The organism is Roseivivax sp. GX 12232, assembly GCF_021272185.1.
In the GTDB taxonomy this organism is placed as follows: Bacteria; Pseudomonadota; Alphaproteobacteria; order Rhodobacterales; family Rhodobacteraceae; genus Roseivivax.
Window position 1 is genome coordinate 44,320 of record NZ_JAJSEC010000011.1, and the last position, 14,495, is coordinate 58,814.

Here is a 14,495-nt window from a genome sequence, read left to right on the forward strand (position 1 = left end):
GAGTATTCCATGACCTCATCCCCTCAATTCCCGCAGGCCCACGCGCATCCCGCGCAGGTCCATGACGGCAACGAACACCCGATGATCGACCTGCCCTTCAGCGTCCTGATCGACGGGCGCCACCACAAGGGCGAGGCGCTGTCGCTGGTCGAGGCCCGGATTTCGGGGCTTGTCGACCCGGCGCTCGACGGTGCCGAACGGGTGGTGCGCCTGGGCTTCGACTTTCCCGGCTTCCAGGTGGTGCTGACGCCCACCGCGCGGATCACCCTGCAGGACGACGCCAGCGCCGCGCTGGTCTTCACCGATCCCACCGGCGAGCATCAGGCGCAGCTCAGGCAGATCCTGAACGACTATATCTCGGGCGATCTGACCAGCGCCGGGGCGCTCATTCGCAGCGGCGCGCTGACCCAGCCGCGCGGGCCCAAGGCGCCGCCGCCGGCGCGCGGGTTCGGCGACCGGCTGGGCAGCGCCCTGGCGGGGCTCGCCGTGGCGGTGTTCTCGCTGGCGCTGATCGGGCTGATCCTGACCCTGATGCAGGAGCGCATCTTCACCACTTCGATCGACACGCCAGGCCGGGTGCTGCCGAGCGGCCAGGCGATGCGCGCCACCGCCGACGGGCAGATCGCCTTCCTCAACCCCGAGGCCGCCCAGGGCGAGGTGCTCTACAGCATCGACACCTCGGACGGCGAGACCCTCTCTTTCGCCAAGCCCTGCGACTGCGCGGCCCGGCCGCTGAACATCGCCGAGGGCAGCACGGTCCTCGCCGGCGAGCCGCTGATCGCGCTGCGCCGCGCCGAAGGCGGCATGGTGGTCGAGGCCGACATCCCCAGCGCGCTCTTGTTCGACATCCAGCGCAGCGGCGCGGTCGAGGTCGAGCTGGCCAACGGGCTGTCCTTCGAGGCCCGCCCCGAGGGCGCCCCGCGCATCGCGCCGGGCACCATGGCCGAGGACCACGTCCACGCGACCTTCACCCCTGAGACCGACTTGCCCGAAAGCGCCATGGGCCAGGTCGCGGCGCTCAGCGTCTCGCATGACGCCCTGGCGCCGCTGGCCCCTCTGCAGGACCTCGGCGCGCGCGCCCTGTCGGGCGCAGCCGCGCTCTGGACCGGCGCGAGCGATGGCGCCGAGGCGCTTCTGGCCGGCACGGCCGACACCCCTTCGGCCGCGGCCGACGAACCCCAAGGAGACATCCAATGACACATAACCTCGTGAATCCGGTCATTCTCTCGGGGGGCATGGGGACACGCCTCTGGCCGATGTCCCGGGTGCGCCAGCCCAAGCAGTTCCAGCCGATCGACGGCGCGGACGGGCGCAGCTTCTTCCAGGAAACCGTGCTGCGGCACACCTCCGCCCTGTTCGAGGCCCCGATCGTGGTGGCCTCCGAGGCCGAGCGCGAGCTGCTCTTCGACCAGGTCTCCGGGATCGGCGCCGAGGCGCGCTTCATCGGCGAGCCGGTCGGCCGCAACACCGGTCCCGCGGTGCTGGCCGCCGCGCTCTCGCTCTATGCCCGCGATCCGCAGGCGCTGCTGCTGGTGCTGCCCTCGGACCATATCATCGAAGGCGACATGGACGCCTATGTGCGCGCCATGGTGGCGCCCGCGCGGGCCGGGCATATCGTGCTTTTCGGCATCGTGCCGCGCTACCCCGAGACCGGCTTCGGCTACATCAGCTCGGGCGCGGAATACCCCGAACACCCCGGGCTGCACGCGGTCGAGGGCTTCATCGAGAAACCCGAGGCCGAGCGCGCGCAGCAGCTGGTCGACCAGGGCGATACCTTCTGGTCCTCGGGCATCAGCATGATGCGCGCCGACGTTCTGATCGAGGAGTTCGCCCGCCACGACCCCGAGACCCTGACCGCGGTGCAGGAGGCCGTCCTGCTGGGCAGCCGCGACCGCGACGGCCAGGTGCTCGAGGCCGAGAGCTTCGCCCGCGCCAAGGACGACCCGACCGAACGGCTGATCTTCGAGAAGTCCGACCGGGTGAGCGTGGTGCCGGTCGACGTGCTCTGGAGCGACGTCGGCGCCTGGCCCGCGATCCACAGCCTGGGCGAGAAGTCCGACGACGGCAACGTCGAGACCGGCTCGGTGGTCACGCTCGACACCCGCAATTCGCTGATCCGCGCCAGCGACAAGCTTGTCGCCGTGGTCGGCATGGAGGACGTGATCGTCGTGGACACGCCCGACGCGCTCCTGGTGACCAACCACGAGAACGCCCAGAAGGTGAAAGAGGCCGTGGGCGAGCTGAAAAAGCGCGACCGGAGCGAGGTGCTGACCCATGCCGAGGCCGCGCCTGCCTCGGACAGCGCCACCGACCGGGTCGCCGAGGAACATCTGGCCCCGGGCGAGAGCCTGGAGCTCTGCGCCGAGCCGGGCGCCAGCCTGGTGCTGGCGGTGACCGCCGGCTGCGCCTCGATCGAGGGCCCGGCGCGGGCCGCGGGTGAGCGCCAGGCCGGCGAACATGTCACCCTCGCCCCGGGCGAGGCGCTGCGGGTCGCCAACGAGGGCCCCGAGCCGCTGGCGCTGGTGCGTGTCGATCTCTGCGCATCGGCTGGCTCCCCTTCGGAGAAGGCCGAGGAGCCGGTGGCGGCGCAGGCGGAACTTCCGGGCGGAAAAAGGAGCCGGGCCCTTGCCTAAGGCGCTGCGCCATATCCTGGCCTGCGCTTCCGCGGCGCTCCTGCCGGCCATGGCGGCCGGACAGGAGGCGGCCGCGCCGCAGGTCTCCATCGCCAACGCGCGGCTCGCGGTGATGCAGCTGGCCACCGGGATCGGGGCGGATGTCTCGGACCTCGTGGAGGCCGGGCCCGAGCGCGCGATCTACCTGCAGTCCGGCGCGGCGACGCTGGCCGACCTCGACCGCGCCACCGAAGAGGCAGGCGCCCCCGAGGCGGTGACCACCCGCGGCGCGGGCTACCGGCTGAGCCTGCCGGTGGTCGTCGTCCAGGGCGCCGAGCTCAGCATCTCCGAGGGAGAGGAGCTGACCCTCGACCGCCGCGCCGGGGCCTTCCTGCTGTCGCTCGGCGAGACGCGCATCACCGGCGCGCGGATCGCGGCGCAGGGCGGCGCGCATCCCAAGATCGACGGCTTCCGGCCTTTCATCGCGGGCGTCGGGCGCCAGAGCCTCGCCGTCCGTGACAGCGAGATCGCGCATCTGGGCTACGGCGACGCGCCCCATGCGGCGGGCCTGCACATCGGCGGGCGCGGGATGCTCGGGCGCGGCGAGGCGGGCGCGCTCAGCGGCAACCGTTTCCTCGGCCTGCGCGGCGTCACGCTCAGCGGCGTCGACGGTTTCAAGATCACCGAGAACCGCTTCCAGGCCAGCACCGGCACCGCGCTGCATGTCCGCACCGGCGCCGAGGGCGTGATCGCCGGGAACGAGATCCTCGGCACCCATGGCGCCCAGGCGCTGCACCTTTCGGATGTCTCGCGCAGCGAGGTCCGCGACAACACCCTGCGCCGCGGCGGCGGCAAGGGGCTGCGCGTCGACAACGGCGCGCATGGCGTCGCGCTCAGCGGCAACACGCTGGCCGACTTCGAGGGCACCGCGGTCACACTGGCCGAACGCGCCGACTGCCTGCGGCTGAGCGACAACCGCATCACCCGCAACGACGGCGCGGGCCTCGCCTTGCGCGGCGGCGGCACGCTGATCGCCGAGGGCAACCGCATCCTCGACAACGACGGCCCCGGCATCGCGCTGCACCGCCAGGCGCCGGGCGCCAGCGCGCTCCTGATCCGCAACCGGGTGGCGGGCAACCGCGTCGGCATCCGCGGCTCCGAGATGACCCATGTGCGGCTGGCGATGAACGACCTTTCCGACCAGCTGCCGCGGCTCCTGGGCGGCGATCTCGACCAGCTCACGCCGACCGTCCTGAAGGCCGGCGCGGGGCCCGCGCGGGCCGATGTCATCGTCGAGGGGCTCGCCGCCCGCGAGGCGCTGGCGCTGCGCCGCGACGCCGCCGACCGGGCCTTCGAGGCCTGCCGTTCCGGGGGGGCAATCTGATGGTCTTTTCCTCCGAAACCTTCCTGTTCCTTTTCCTGCCGGGCTTCCTGGCGCTCTATTTCCTGACGCCCTGGCGCTGGAAATCGGCGACGCTGCTGGCGGGGTCTTACGTCTTCTACGCCTGGTGGCGGCTGGATTTCCTGGCGCTGCTCGTCGGCACGACGCTCTGGGCCTTCGGCATCGGCCGGATGATCCGCCATACCGAGGGCCGGGCCCGCAAGTTTTGGTGCGCGCTGGGCGTGACCGGCTGCCTGGGGGTGCTGGGGCTCTTCAAATACCTCGATTTCTTCGTGGCGAGCCTCGCGGGGCTCTTCGGCACCACGCCCGAGGCGCTGGGCATGCATTGGCAGATCCTGCTGCCGATCGGCATTTCCTTCTACGTCTTCCAGTCGGTCAGCTACCTGGTCGACACCTATCGCGGCGACGCGCCCGAGGACGTGCGGCTTCTGGATTTCGCGGCCTTCATCGCGCTGTTCCCGCAGCTCATCGCCGGGCCGATCCTGCGCTACAAGGACCTGGCCGACCAGTTCCGCGAACGCCACCACTCGATGGAGAATGTCACCAGCGGGATGATCCGCTTCTTCATCGGGCTGTCGAAGAAGGTGCTTCTGGCCGATGCGGTGGCGCCGCTGGCGGACCTGGCCTTCGCCACGCAGAACCCCTCCATGGCGCTCGCCTGGGCCGGGGCAGTGGCCTACATGCTGCAGCTCTACTTCGACTTCTCGGGCTATTCGGACATGGCCATCGGCCTCGGCCGGATGATGGGCTTCCGCTTCATCGAGAACTTCGATCTGCCCTATCACGCCCGTTCGATCACCGAGTTCTGGCGGCGTTGGCACATCTCGCTCTCGGTCTGGCTGCGCGACTACTTGTACATTCCGCTCGGCGGCAACCGGCGGGGGCGCCTGCGCACCTATGTCAACGTCGTGGCGGTCATGGTGCTGGGCGGGCTCTGGCACGGGGCGGCCTGGACCTTTGTCCTCTGGGGCGCCTGGCACGGGCTGTGGATGGCCGGCGAACGGGCCACGGGCCGCGACCGCGCCGCGGGCCTCGCGCCTCTGGTGCGCACGCTGCTCGTGGTGCTCTTCGGCTGGGTTCTCTTCCGCGCGCCGGACCTCGGCACCGCGGGGCAGGTGCTGGCCGGCATGGCGGGCGCGCATGGCCTGGCGCTGAGCCCCGTCGCCGCTTTCGAGATCAGCGGCGAGAGCCTGCTCTTCACCGCGCTGGCCGCGGGGGTGGTGCTGATCGAGCCCGCGTTGCGCGGGCTCGTGCACCGCCGGCTGATGCCCCGCGCCGACGGGACGCTGACGCTTGCCAGCGCGCTCGCGCCCTCGGTCCTGGTCTCGGGGCTGGCCGCGCTGACGCTGATGAAGCTCGCCGAGCAGAGCTTCTCTCCTTTCCTCTACTTCCAGTTCTGAGGCCCGCGATGCAGAGAGTCTTGCAGATCATGCGACACGCGCTGCCCCTGGCCTTCCTGGGCTATGCCGCGGTGGTGAACCTTCAGATCTTCACCGCGCCCGAGGCGCTCGACGGGGTCGAGGGCGATCTGGTCAGCGGCGAGGCGACGAGTGAGCTGGGCCAGCTCTACAGCGCCGAGCTGCCGCATCGCGCGGCCTCGGTGGGGCTGATCGGCGCGGGGCGTTACGCGCTTCTGGGCGAGGGCCGCGCCGGGGTCACCGCGGGCGAGGAGGGCTGGCTTTTCTCCGACGAGGAGATGACCCGCGCCTCCGAAGACAGCCTCGATCTGGCCATGCAGGCGGTGCGCCGGGCCGATGCGGCGCTGGCCGAGATGGGCGCGCGGCTGGTGATGATCCCGGTGCCCGCCAAGGCCGACATCTACCGCGACCACGCCCCGGAGGGGGCGGGCGCCCGGATGCAGGCGCAATACGACCGCTTCCGCGCGGCGCTCGACCGCGCGGGCATCCCCGCCGTCGACACCCGCCCGGCGCTGGCCGAGGCCGCCGAGGACGCGCCGGTCTATCTGACCACCGACACCCACTGGACGCCCGAGGGCGCCCGGCAGGTGGCCGAGGCAGTCGCCGCCTCGGGGCTGATCGAGCCGGGCGACACCCGCTTCCGCCGCGCCCCGGCCGAGCCCGAGGAATTCGTCGGCGACCTGGTGTCCTTCGTCACCTCGGAGAGTTTCGCCCCGGCGCTGGGCCTCGGGCCCGAGCGGGTCACGCCTTATGTCGCCAAGAAAGCGGGCGGCGCCGAGGGCGGCATCTTCGCCGCCGACGCGCCCCGGGTCGACACGCTTCTGGTCGGCACGAGCTACAGCGCCAACGACAGCTGGAGCTTCCTGCCCGCGCTGAAGCTCGCGCTCGGGCGGGACATCCTGAACCTTGCCGAAGAGGGCCGGGGCCCGGTCGCGCCGATGCGCGCGCTCTTGGAGGACCCGGCGCTCTCCGAGGCGCCGCCCGCGCTTGTCCTCTGGGAGTATCCGGTCCGCTACCTCGGGCTCCCGCAAAGCCATCCGAACTCCGAGGAGGCCCCCCATGGTTGATCCCAGGCTCGCCTGCGCGGCGCTGGCGCTCTGCGCCGCGACCCCGGCGCTGGCCGCGCCGCTTGGCCCCCTGCGCCCCGAGGCCGCCACGGCCCCCGGCGCCGCGCCGGTGATCCAGGCCCAGGCGCTGGACCGGCGCGTCACCGAAACCACCGATCTGCCCACCTGGGAGCTGCAGCAGCTCCGCCGCCGGATGCTGGACGGGAAGCCCATCTCCTTCCAGGACATGCGCCGGCTCGCGGATGCGGGCGACGGGCTCGCCGCCTTCCGCTACGCCGAGCGGCTCCTGGAACTGGACGGCCGCGACATGCGCTCGGCGGCGGCGCTCTATCTCGCCTCGGCGGGGCTCACCGGGCGCGACTACGCGGTCTACGAGCTGGTGCGGCTGCTCGATCAGCGCGACATCGACTTCTCCGAGGCGCGGCTCGACCACCTCGAGAACGCCATGCGCAACCTCGCACTGCAGGGCAGCGACACCGCCTCCGAGGCACTGCTGCGCTACTACGAGACCGGCCATCCCTTCGGCCGCAAGCCCGGCAAGGTCGAGGCGCTTCTCGAAGAGAAGGCCGCCGCAGGCGACGCCGAGGCGGCGCTGGAGCTCGCGACCGAGGCGCTTTCGGGCGCGGGCCCCGAGGATCCGGCGCGGCTGCGCGGGCTTCTCAAGGGCGCCATGCAGGCCGAGAGCCTCGGCACCCGCACCGCGGCGCAGAACCTGCTGCGCCAGCTCGACACCCAGGACACATCCAACTCCGAGGAGGCCCCGGAATGACCAAGGCCGCCCCAAAGCTCTGCGCCGCGCTGCTGGCGCTGACCTCGCCGCTTTCCGCCCCGCCGCTCGCCGCCGCTCCCGAGGGCGGAGAGGGCCCCGCGCCCTCGCGCTACGGCTGCCACGGGCTGCAATCGGCCAAGCCGATGCGCCTGATGGAAGGCTCCGAGGGCACCTTCTACCGCGTCACGCTGGACATGCGGACGAACCACCCGCTGTCGGTCGAGGCCGCGGGCCTGATGGGCCGCCTCGCCGAGGCGCTGCGCGCCCAGGGCACGGAGCTGATCTATGTGCCGGTGCCGACGAAGAGCCTCGCCATGCCCGACAACCTGCCCGAGGCGGCGGCGGGCTACGGCTTCGACATCGGCATCGCCGAGACCGCCTATGACGCCTTCCTGGGCAAGCTGCGCGAGGCCGGGGTGACCACCGTCGACAGCATGCGCGCCATGCGCGGGGCCGAGGGCGCGCCCTTCATCGGCACCGATTTCCACTGGAGCCCCGAGGGCGCCCGCGCGGTGGCCGAGGCCTTGGGCAGCCGCATCCGCGAGCTGCCGGGTTACGGCGAGATGCCCAAGACCGACTTCGAGACCACGGCCTCCGAGCCGCGCATGGTGAACTCGGCGCTCCGCCGCCAGATCCAGGCGCATTGCCGCGAGACCGTGCCCCGCGCCGAGGTGCGCGGCTTCGAGACCGAGGCCGCGGGCGGCGCCGACACCAGCGGCGGCATCTTCGCCGAGGAGGGCTCGGGCCCGCCGATCGCGCTGGCCGGGACCTCGATGTCGGCCGAGCCGCGCTTTCACTTCGAGGGCTTCCTGTCGCAGGCTGCGGGTGCTGCGGTCGCGAACTACTCGGTGACCGGCGGCAACCAGTTCGGCGGCATCACCGGCTACCTTCTGTCCGAGGACTTCCGCGACAATCCCCCCGAGGTGCTGGTCTGGGAAAACCCGATCTACAACAACCTCGGCGATTTCGGCGAGTTTCCCTTCCGCGAGCTGCTGGGCGCGGTCGCGACCAGCTGCGCGCCGCTCGAGACCGAGGTCACCGAAGACGGCGGGCTGCGGGCCGCGCTGCCCGAGGAGGGCCTCAACCGCGACAGCTACGTCGAGGTCGACACCGGCGCCGCCGACGGCCGCGCGGCGCGGCTGACCTTCGTCACCGACGCGGGGCTCGAGGCCCGCGCCGAGGTGACCCGCCCGGACCGCTACGCCCCGACGCAGCGCTTCTACCACCATGTCGCCCCGCTTTGGCGGGACGATTTCACCGCCCTCCGCGTCACGCTCGACCAGCCGGCGCGCGAGGGTGCCTCCCTGTCCATCTGTCACGAGAAGGAGACCTCCACATGATCAACCGTTCGACGCTGCTGCCGCTCTCCGCCGCGCTGCTGACCGCGGGCACCGCGCTGGCCCAGGACGCAGGGCTTTATCCCGAACCGAGCTCGCCCGACGCCTCCTTCCTGCGGGTGATCGGCGCCGAGGCCGACCGCGTGGCCATCGCCGGCACCGAGGTCACCCCCGGCGATGCGGGCGTCACGCCCTACGTCGAGGCCGCGCCCGGCGAGGTGACGCTGCGCCTCGGCGAGGAAGAGACCACCGTCGAGCTGGGCGCCAACACCCATTACACCTTCCTCGCCGGCACCGAGGCCGGGCTGATCGAGGACAAGGTGAAGGATTCCCCGGCCCAGGCGGACCTGCTGCTCTACAACCTCTCGACGCTGGAGAGCTTCGATCTCTACGCGCTCGAGGCCGAGACCGCCGCGCTTTCGGACATCGCTCCCGAAGGCCACGACGGCGTCGGGCTCAAGGCGCCGCTGACGCTGAGCTTCGAGGTCCGCCAGGAGAAAGAGCCGCTGGTCGCGCTCGATCCGGTGGAGCTGCGGCGCGGCACCGCCACCACCGTGGTGCTGACCGGCGAGGGCGCCGAGGCGCTGGCCGCCGCGGCCACCACCAGCACCTACGCGCAATAAGCCCCGGACCCGCGGGCCGCAGATCCCTAGGAGGACCCGATGACCTTCCCACGCGCCATGCCTCTGTCGGCGGCGGCCCTCTGGGCCGTCGCGGGGCTTGCCCCCGGCGCCCAGGCCGCGCCGATCGACGTCACATTCGCGCCGCCGGAGATCGAGGCCCGCGCGGTCTGCGCCCCGCGCCCGCCGGGCCATGTGCTGACCGAGCGCTGGGCCGACTGGCAGGGCCAGGGCTTCGACGGGCGCCCCGTGGCGCTCGTCCGGCGCGACCTGCGGCTCCTGCGCCAGCGCGACGCCGAGGGCTGGTTCGAGACCATCAGCGCCGCGCAGGACCTCCTGCGCGCCGAGGTCGAGAGCTACGGCCCGACCGACCAGATGCTCGACCGGCTGGACCTGCTCATGGCCGCCGACCGGATGGAGGCGGCACGCGAGGAGGGCCTTTTCGAGGCGCTTCTGGAGGCCGCGGAGACCGGGCCGATCAAGGCCAAGATCATGGCCGCCGAGCTTCTGCTCGCGGGCGAGGGGCTCGAGGCCGACCGCCCGCGCGCCATCGCGCTGTTCCGGGAAGCAGCCTACGGCGGGCACCCCACCGCGCTTCTGCAGATGGCGCGGCTCGCCAGCGAGGGCGCCGAGATCGGCGATTGGAACATCGACCCCGAGGTTGCCGTGACCATGGCCTTCGGCGCCCGCATCGGCGAGGTCGACGCGCTGGTCTGCGACCGGATCAACCAGATCGCCGGGGAATACCGCGACGGCGAGGTCGTCACCCGCAACCCCGCGCTGGCCGAGGAATGGTATCGCCTCTCCGCCAGCATCGGCGGGGCCAACGCCGCCTGGGACGTGGCGCAATACCACCTCGACGCGCAGGAGATCGACAAGGACAACGCGGTCCTGCTCGACCACCTCGAACAGGCCTCGGACTTCGGGCTGACCTTCGCCATGGCGGAATACGCCCAGATCCTGAACCGCGGCGCGCTGACCGACCGGGACAGCGCCCGCGCGCGAGACATCTACGAACGCGCGGCGGGCTACGGCGACCGCACCGCGCTGACCCGGCTGGCCGGCATGGCGCGGGCCGAGAACGACGGCTCCGAGGCGGACCTGACCCGCGTCATCACCCGGCTCACCGCGCTCACCGAGCTGACCGACCCGCCGGCCTGGGCCTTCGTCCAGCGCGGCGACGCCTATCTCGCGCGCGACGGCCGCTGGGGCGGGGCCGAGGCGGCGCTCGCCGACTTCCGCCGCGCCGCCGAAATCGACGGCTCCGACCATGCCGCCGAGCTGCGTCTGGCGCGTCTGAACCTGCGCGCGATCGAGGACCGGCAGGATTTCCTGGATGTGACCTCGGCGCTGCGCAACGTCGTGCGCGCCAATGGCCGCACCGGCCCGATGGAGGACCTGCAGACCGCCCATATGTGCCGCGGCCCTGCCGCGCCGCAGCCGCAGGAGGCCGCCTATTGGGCCGGGATGGAGCAGTTCTCGGGCGACGAGACGGTGGAGCTCTCCGCCGAGGCGCTGGCCCGGGTCGACCGCGAGACCGCGCCGCTCGTCTATGCCAAGCTGCAGAGCCAGGCGCTGAACGCCCGCGCGCGCTCGCTCGCGCATTTCGACGCGGTGACCCAGGAGGACCGCGGCCTCGCGCCGCTGCGCGGGCTGGCCCGGGCGCAGGGCGCGCAGGTGCATGTCGCCCGCGCCCAGGTCGCCGAGACCCGGGGCGAGATGCAGGCCGCCCGCGAGCACCTGCGCGCCGCCATCGCGGCGGGCGAGGGCGGCGCCCGGATGCGGCTCATCGAGCATCTGCGCGACGCCGATCCCTCCGAGGAGACCCGCGCCCGGATGCTGGAGCTGGCCCGCGCGCTGGCCGCGGAAGGGCAGGGCCAGGCCATCGAGATCCTGATCGCGGAAGACCCCGCGCTCGATGCCGCGGGCGCCTGGGCCAAATACCGCGAGGCCATCGCGCGGAACGGCGATTTCGCCGGGCTGATCTTCGCGCTGCCCTATCTCGCCGAGGAGGGCGCGCCGCTGGGCCCGCAGCTTGGCCGCATTCGCAGCCTGGCCGATTGCAGCGCCGAGGGCGCGCTGCGCTTCGCCGAGGCGCTGCAGGCGCTGGACGAGACCGAGCGCGCGCAGCACTGGCTCGAGATCGCACGCAGCCAGGCGCAGGGCTCGGGCTGGCGGCTGGTCTCCCTCGCCGATGCGATCCTCGAGGAAGGCTTCTACGAGACGCCCATGCCGCGCGCCGAAGAGCTTTACCGCGCGGCCATCGAGCTGGGCTACCCGCAGGGCATGCGGCGGCTCCTGTCGCTGCGCCAGGAAGGCCGGATCGAGATGCCCGCGCCCGAGGCGACCGACCTCTGGGTCGACTTCCTGAGGGATGCGCCGATCGACGAGGTCGCCTCGGGGCTGAACCTGCTCGATTATTCCGACGCCGAGGTCGCCCGCGCGGTCCGGGACCGGGTGGACACCCGCGCCCTCTACGAGACCGCCGCCGAGAAGGGGAACCCGCTGGCGCAGCTTGAACTCGCCCGGATCCTGCGCGACGAGGCCCGCGGCCCCGAGGAGATGGCGCGCTACGGCAGCCTTCTGCGCGCCGCGGCCGGGCAGGGCAACGCCGAGGCGATGTTCCTGCTGTCCCAGGCCTATGCCTACGGCATCGGCGTCGACCGCTCGCAAAGCCGCTCGGACGACTGGTTGTTCCGGGCCGCCGAGGCCGGCCACGCGCCGGCGCAATCCACCGCACGCATGATCGACAACGCAAGGACCGAACCGCAATGAGACAGACTGTCCTCACCGCAACCGCGCTGGCGCTTCTCGCGCCCGCCGTCCCGGCCCTCGCACAGGAAGACGCCGCCCCCGGCGACTGCTTCGAGGTGCCCGACCCCGTGGTCTCGCTGTCCTACGGCAGCCGCTACACCGAAAAGAGCGAGGACCGCTCGGACATCGACAAGGAATCCGATGCCGCCGTCGACGAAGCCCTGGGCCCGATCGACGACTTCGTGCAGGCCCTGGCCCAGAGCGCGAACAAGGCGCTGCAGGGCAAGGAGGCCGAGCGCCGCGCCGGCTGCATCTTCGCCGCGCTCGACAGCTGGGCCGAGGCCGGGGCGATGAGCGAGCTGGAGACCATGAACGCGCGGATCTCCTCGCCCTCGCGCTGGGGCGGCATGGCCATGGCCTACCTGCAGGCCAAGGAGGTCGCCTCGGTCGATCCTGAACGCCAGGCCCGGATCGAGGACTGGCTGGGCGAGCTGGCCCGCGCCTCGATGCAGTATTTCGACGCCGAGGCCCCGCCGATGGCGAGCCAGAACAACCTGCGCGCCTGGGCCGGTTACGCTGTGGCCGCGGTGGGCGAGGCGACCGACGACGACATGCTGCGCGCCTGGGCCGCCTATTCCATCGCCGAGGTCGCTTGCCAGGCCGATGACGCCGGTGCCCTGCCGCACGAGATGAGCCGCGGTCCCCGGGCGATGAAATACCAGCTGCATGCCACCGGTGCGCTGGTGGTCGGCGCGGCGCTTCTCGACGACGACGGCTTCGCGCCCTTCGAGATGTGCGACGGCGCGCTGCACCGGATCGCGGGCTTCACGCCCGCCGCCTTCGAGGACAATTCGCTGGTCGAGGAGCGCGCGGGCGAGGCGCAGCTGATGTTCTCGGGCGAGGACGATCTGCAGAGCTTCGAGCTGGCCTGGGCGGAGGCCTATCTCTCTCTCTTCGACGCCCCCGAGATCGCGGCATTCGTCGAGGACTACCGCCCGCTCGGCAACTCCAAGCTCGGCGGCAGCCAGTCCGCGCTCTGGTAGGTTTTTAGGGCCTTCGGGCCCCTTCTCCCGGGGCCGCCTGTTCGTGGCGGCCCCGGTCGGCGGGCGGATGCATCCTGTCCCGCCGCATCGCGACAGCGTTTGATCTGCGGCACGCCGTGCCCCGCGCCGGCTGCCCTGGGCACTGTGACTTGAGCACTCTGCCCCGTGCACTGTGACCTGGGCATCCCGCCTCGCGCACCGTGACCCGAGCGCTGTCGGCCCCTCGCGATGACCCCGACATCACACCCGCGCCGCGCAGCCGTGGCACGGCCCCGTGCCGTCTGGCTTCGGTCCGCGCGGCCCCTTCATGGCGAGCTGGCGTCTGCGCCGGTCTCGCCGCCCAAACTTCATGTCCACGCTTCCGAAAGGAGGTCCCCATGCGCCCCAAGGCCGCCCCGCGCCTTGCGCTTTCGCTCTGCCTGTTCCTCGCAGCCCCCCTGGCCGAGGCCGCCCCGGCCGGCTTCGTGCCTCATGCCCACAACGGCCGCGACCCGGAGATGCGGGGCGGGGAAGTGCATGTCTCGCTGCCCGCCGCCGACTGTTCCGAGACCGAATACATCAACCGCGAGGTCAGCGACTGCTACAACGGCAACAGCCGCGCGATGCTGAAATCGACCCGGCTGATCGCCCCGGGCGAGGCCGCGCGCTACCGCTTCGAGGTGCTGGTCGAGGAGCCCCTGCGCTACGGCGGCGGCCCGAACCGCCGCAGCCTCCTGACCATCGCCGACTGGCGCCGCGACCGGACCAGCCAGAACAAGCTCTACGCCCTGCATCTCGACGCCCGCCGCGGGCTGCGCTTCGGCGACACGCCCTGCCTCTCGCCCGCGGATTTCGGCGACTGGGCGCAGATCGAGGTGCTGATCCGCTATGACGCCGAGCGCGGCCTGCTGCGAGTGCGCTGCGACGGCCGCCAGGTGATCGCCCGCCAGGGCATCGACACGCTGGTGCCCGCGGATTGCGCGGCGCCCTATACCTACCAGTGCCGCCCCGAGCTGCAGGAGCCCGACCACCCGGTCGAGATGCGCCTCGGCCTCCTGCACCAGGGCTACGGCCCGCTCGACCGCAAGCGCGGCCTCTCGCCCCGCGGACGGGTCCTGCGCGCACCGGTCGGGCTGCGCCTGCGGGAGCTGTCCGTCGAGCGGGTGCGCCTGGCGCCGGGGGTGTGATTGGTCTTTGGTCCGGGCCGCCTTCGGCGCCCCGGACCGGGGGAGGGGGCGCTGCCCCCTCTGCGGGCCTTTGGCCCGCATTCACCCCCGGAGTATTTTGGGCCCGGTCAGGCGCAAGAGGGGGGTGGTTTGGGGTGGTTGGTGGTTTTTCCGGGGGAGAGGTGTGGCGTTTTTTGTGGGTCCGGGCCGCCTTTGGCGTCCCGGACCGGGGGGCGCTGCCCCCTCAGCGGGCCTGCGGCCCGCATTCACCCCCGAGGTATTTGGACCAAGCTGAAGCATGTGGGGTGAGGCGCCCGGCTGAGGCGGC

At 72.2% G+C, this 14,495-nt stretch carries 11 protein-coding genes; all 11 read left to right on the plus strand.

The genetic code is table 11. The features are described 5' to 3' along the window. Window positions 1-9: 9 nt before the first annotated feature. The 11 genes from LR948_RS16425 (at window position 10) to LR948_RS16475 (ending at window position 14,188) form a co-directional block, all read left to right on the plus strand. The gene (locus LR948_RS16425; RefSeq protein WP_232755172.1) at window positions 10-1,197 is read left to right on the plus strand and encodes a hypothetical protein; all 1,188 of its coding nucleotides are present in this window, start codon (window positions 10-12) and stop codon (window positions 1,195-1,197) included. Continuing rightward, window positions 1,194-2,633: a sugar phosphate nucleotidyltransferase gene (locus LR948_RS16430; protein ID WP_232755173.1), complete on the plus strand. Its 1,440-nt coding sequence runs from the start codon at window positions 1,194-1,196 to the stop codon at window positions 2,631-2,633. The genes LR948_RS16425 and LR948_RS16430 overlap by 4 nt, the downstream gene beginning before the upstream one ends. After that, window positions 2,626-3,996: a right-handed parallel beta-helix repeat-containing protein gene (locus LR948_RS16435; protein ID WP_232755174.1), complete on the plus strand. Its 1,371-nt coding sequence runs from the start codon at window positions 2,626-2,628 to the stop codon at window positions 3,994-3,996. Before LR948_RS16430 ends, LR948_RS16435 begins: the two co-directional genes overlap by 8 nt. Continuing rightward, window positions 3,996-5,414: an MBOAT family protein gene (locus LR948_RS16440; protein WP_232755175.1), complete on the plus strand. Its 1,419-nt coding sequence runs from the start codon at window positions 3,996-3,998 to the stop codon at window positions 5,412-5,414. Before LR948_RS16435 ends, LR948_RS16440 begins: the two co-directional genes overlap by 1 nt. A gap of 29 nt (window positions 5,415-5,443) precedes the next feature. Then, on the plus strand, window positions 5,444-6,499 hold the full coding sequence (locus LR948_RS16445; RefSeq protein WP_232755176.1) for a hypothetical protein: 1,056 nt from the start codon (window positions 5,444-5,446) through the stop codon (window positions 6,497-6,499). Then, window positions 6,492-7,268, plus strand: coding sequence for a hypothetical protein (locus tag LR948_RS16450; protein WP_232755177.1), 777 nt, complete (start codon window positions 6,492-6,494; stop codon window positions 7,266-7,268). Before LR948_RS16445 ends, LR948_RS16450 begins: the two co-directional genes overlap by 8 nt. After that, window positions 7,265-8,608, plus strand: coding sequence for a hypothetical protein (locus tag LR948_RS16455; protein WP_232755178.1), 1,344 nt, complete (start codon window positions 7,265-7,267; stop codon window positions 8,606-8,608). Before LR948_RS16450 ends, LR948_RS16455 begins: the two co-directional genes overlap by 4 nt. Then, window positions 8,605-9,228 (plus strand): alginate O-acetyltransferase AlgF, encoded by a 624-nt coding sequence (locus LR948_RS16460; RefSeq protein WP_232755179.1) that lies wholly within the window; start codon window positions 8,605-8,607, stop codon window positions 9,226-9,228. Before LR948_RS16455 ends, LR948_RS16460 begins: the two co-directional genes overlap by 4 nt. 39 nt (window positions 9,229-9,267) lie before the next feature. After that, a complete protein-coding gene (locus tag LR948_RS16465; protein ID WP_232755180.1) occupies window positions 9,268-12,000 on the plus strand; it encodes a hypothetical protein in 2,733 nt (910 codons plus the stop codon). Continuing rightward, a complete protein-coding gene (locus tag LR948_RS16470) occupies window positions 11,997-13,022 on the plus strand; it encodes an alginate lyase family protein (RefSeq protein WP_232755181.1) in 1,026 nt (341 codons plus the stop codon). Before LR948_RS16465 ends, LR948_RS16470 begins: the two co-directional genes overlap by 4 nt. 377 nt (window positions 13,023-13,399) lie before the next feature. Then, window positions 13,400-14,188, plus strand: coding sequence for a hypothetical protein (locus LR948_RS16475; protein WP_232755182.1), 789 nt, complete (start codon window positions 13,400-13,402; stop codon window positions 14,186-14,188). Window positions 14,189-14,495: the final 307 nt, after the last annotated feature.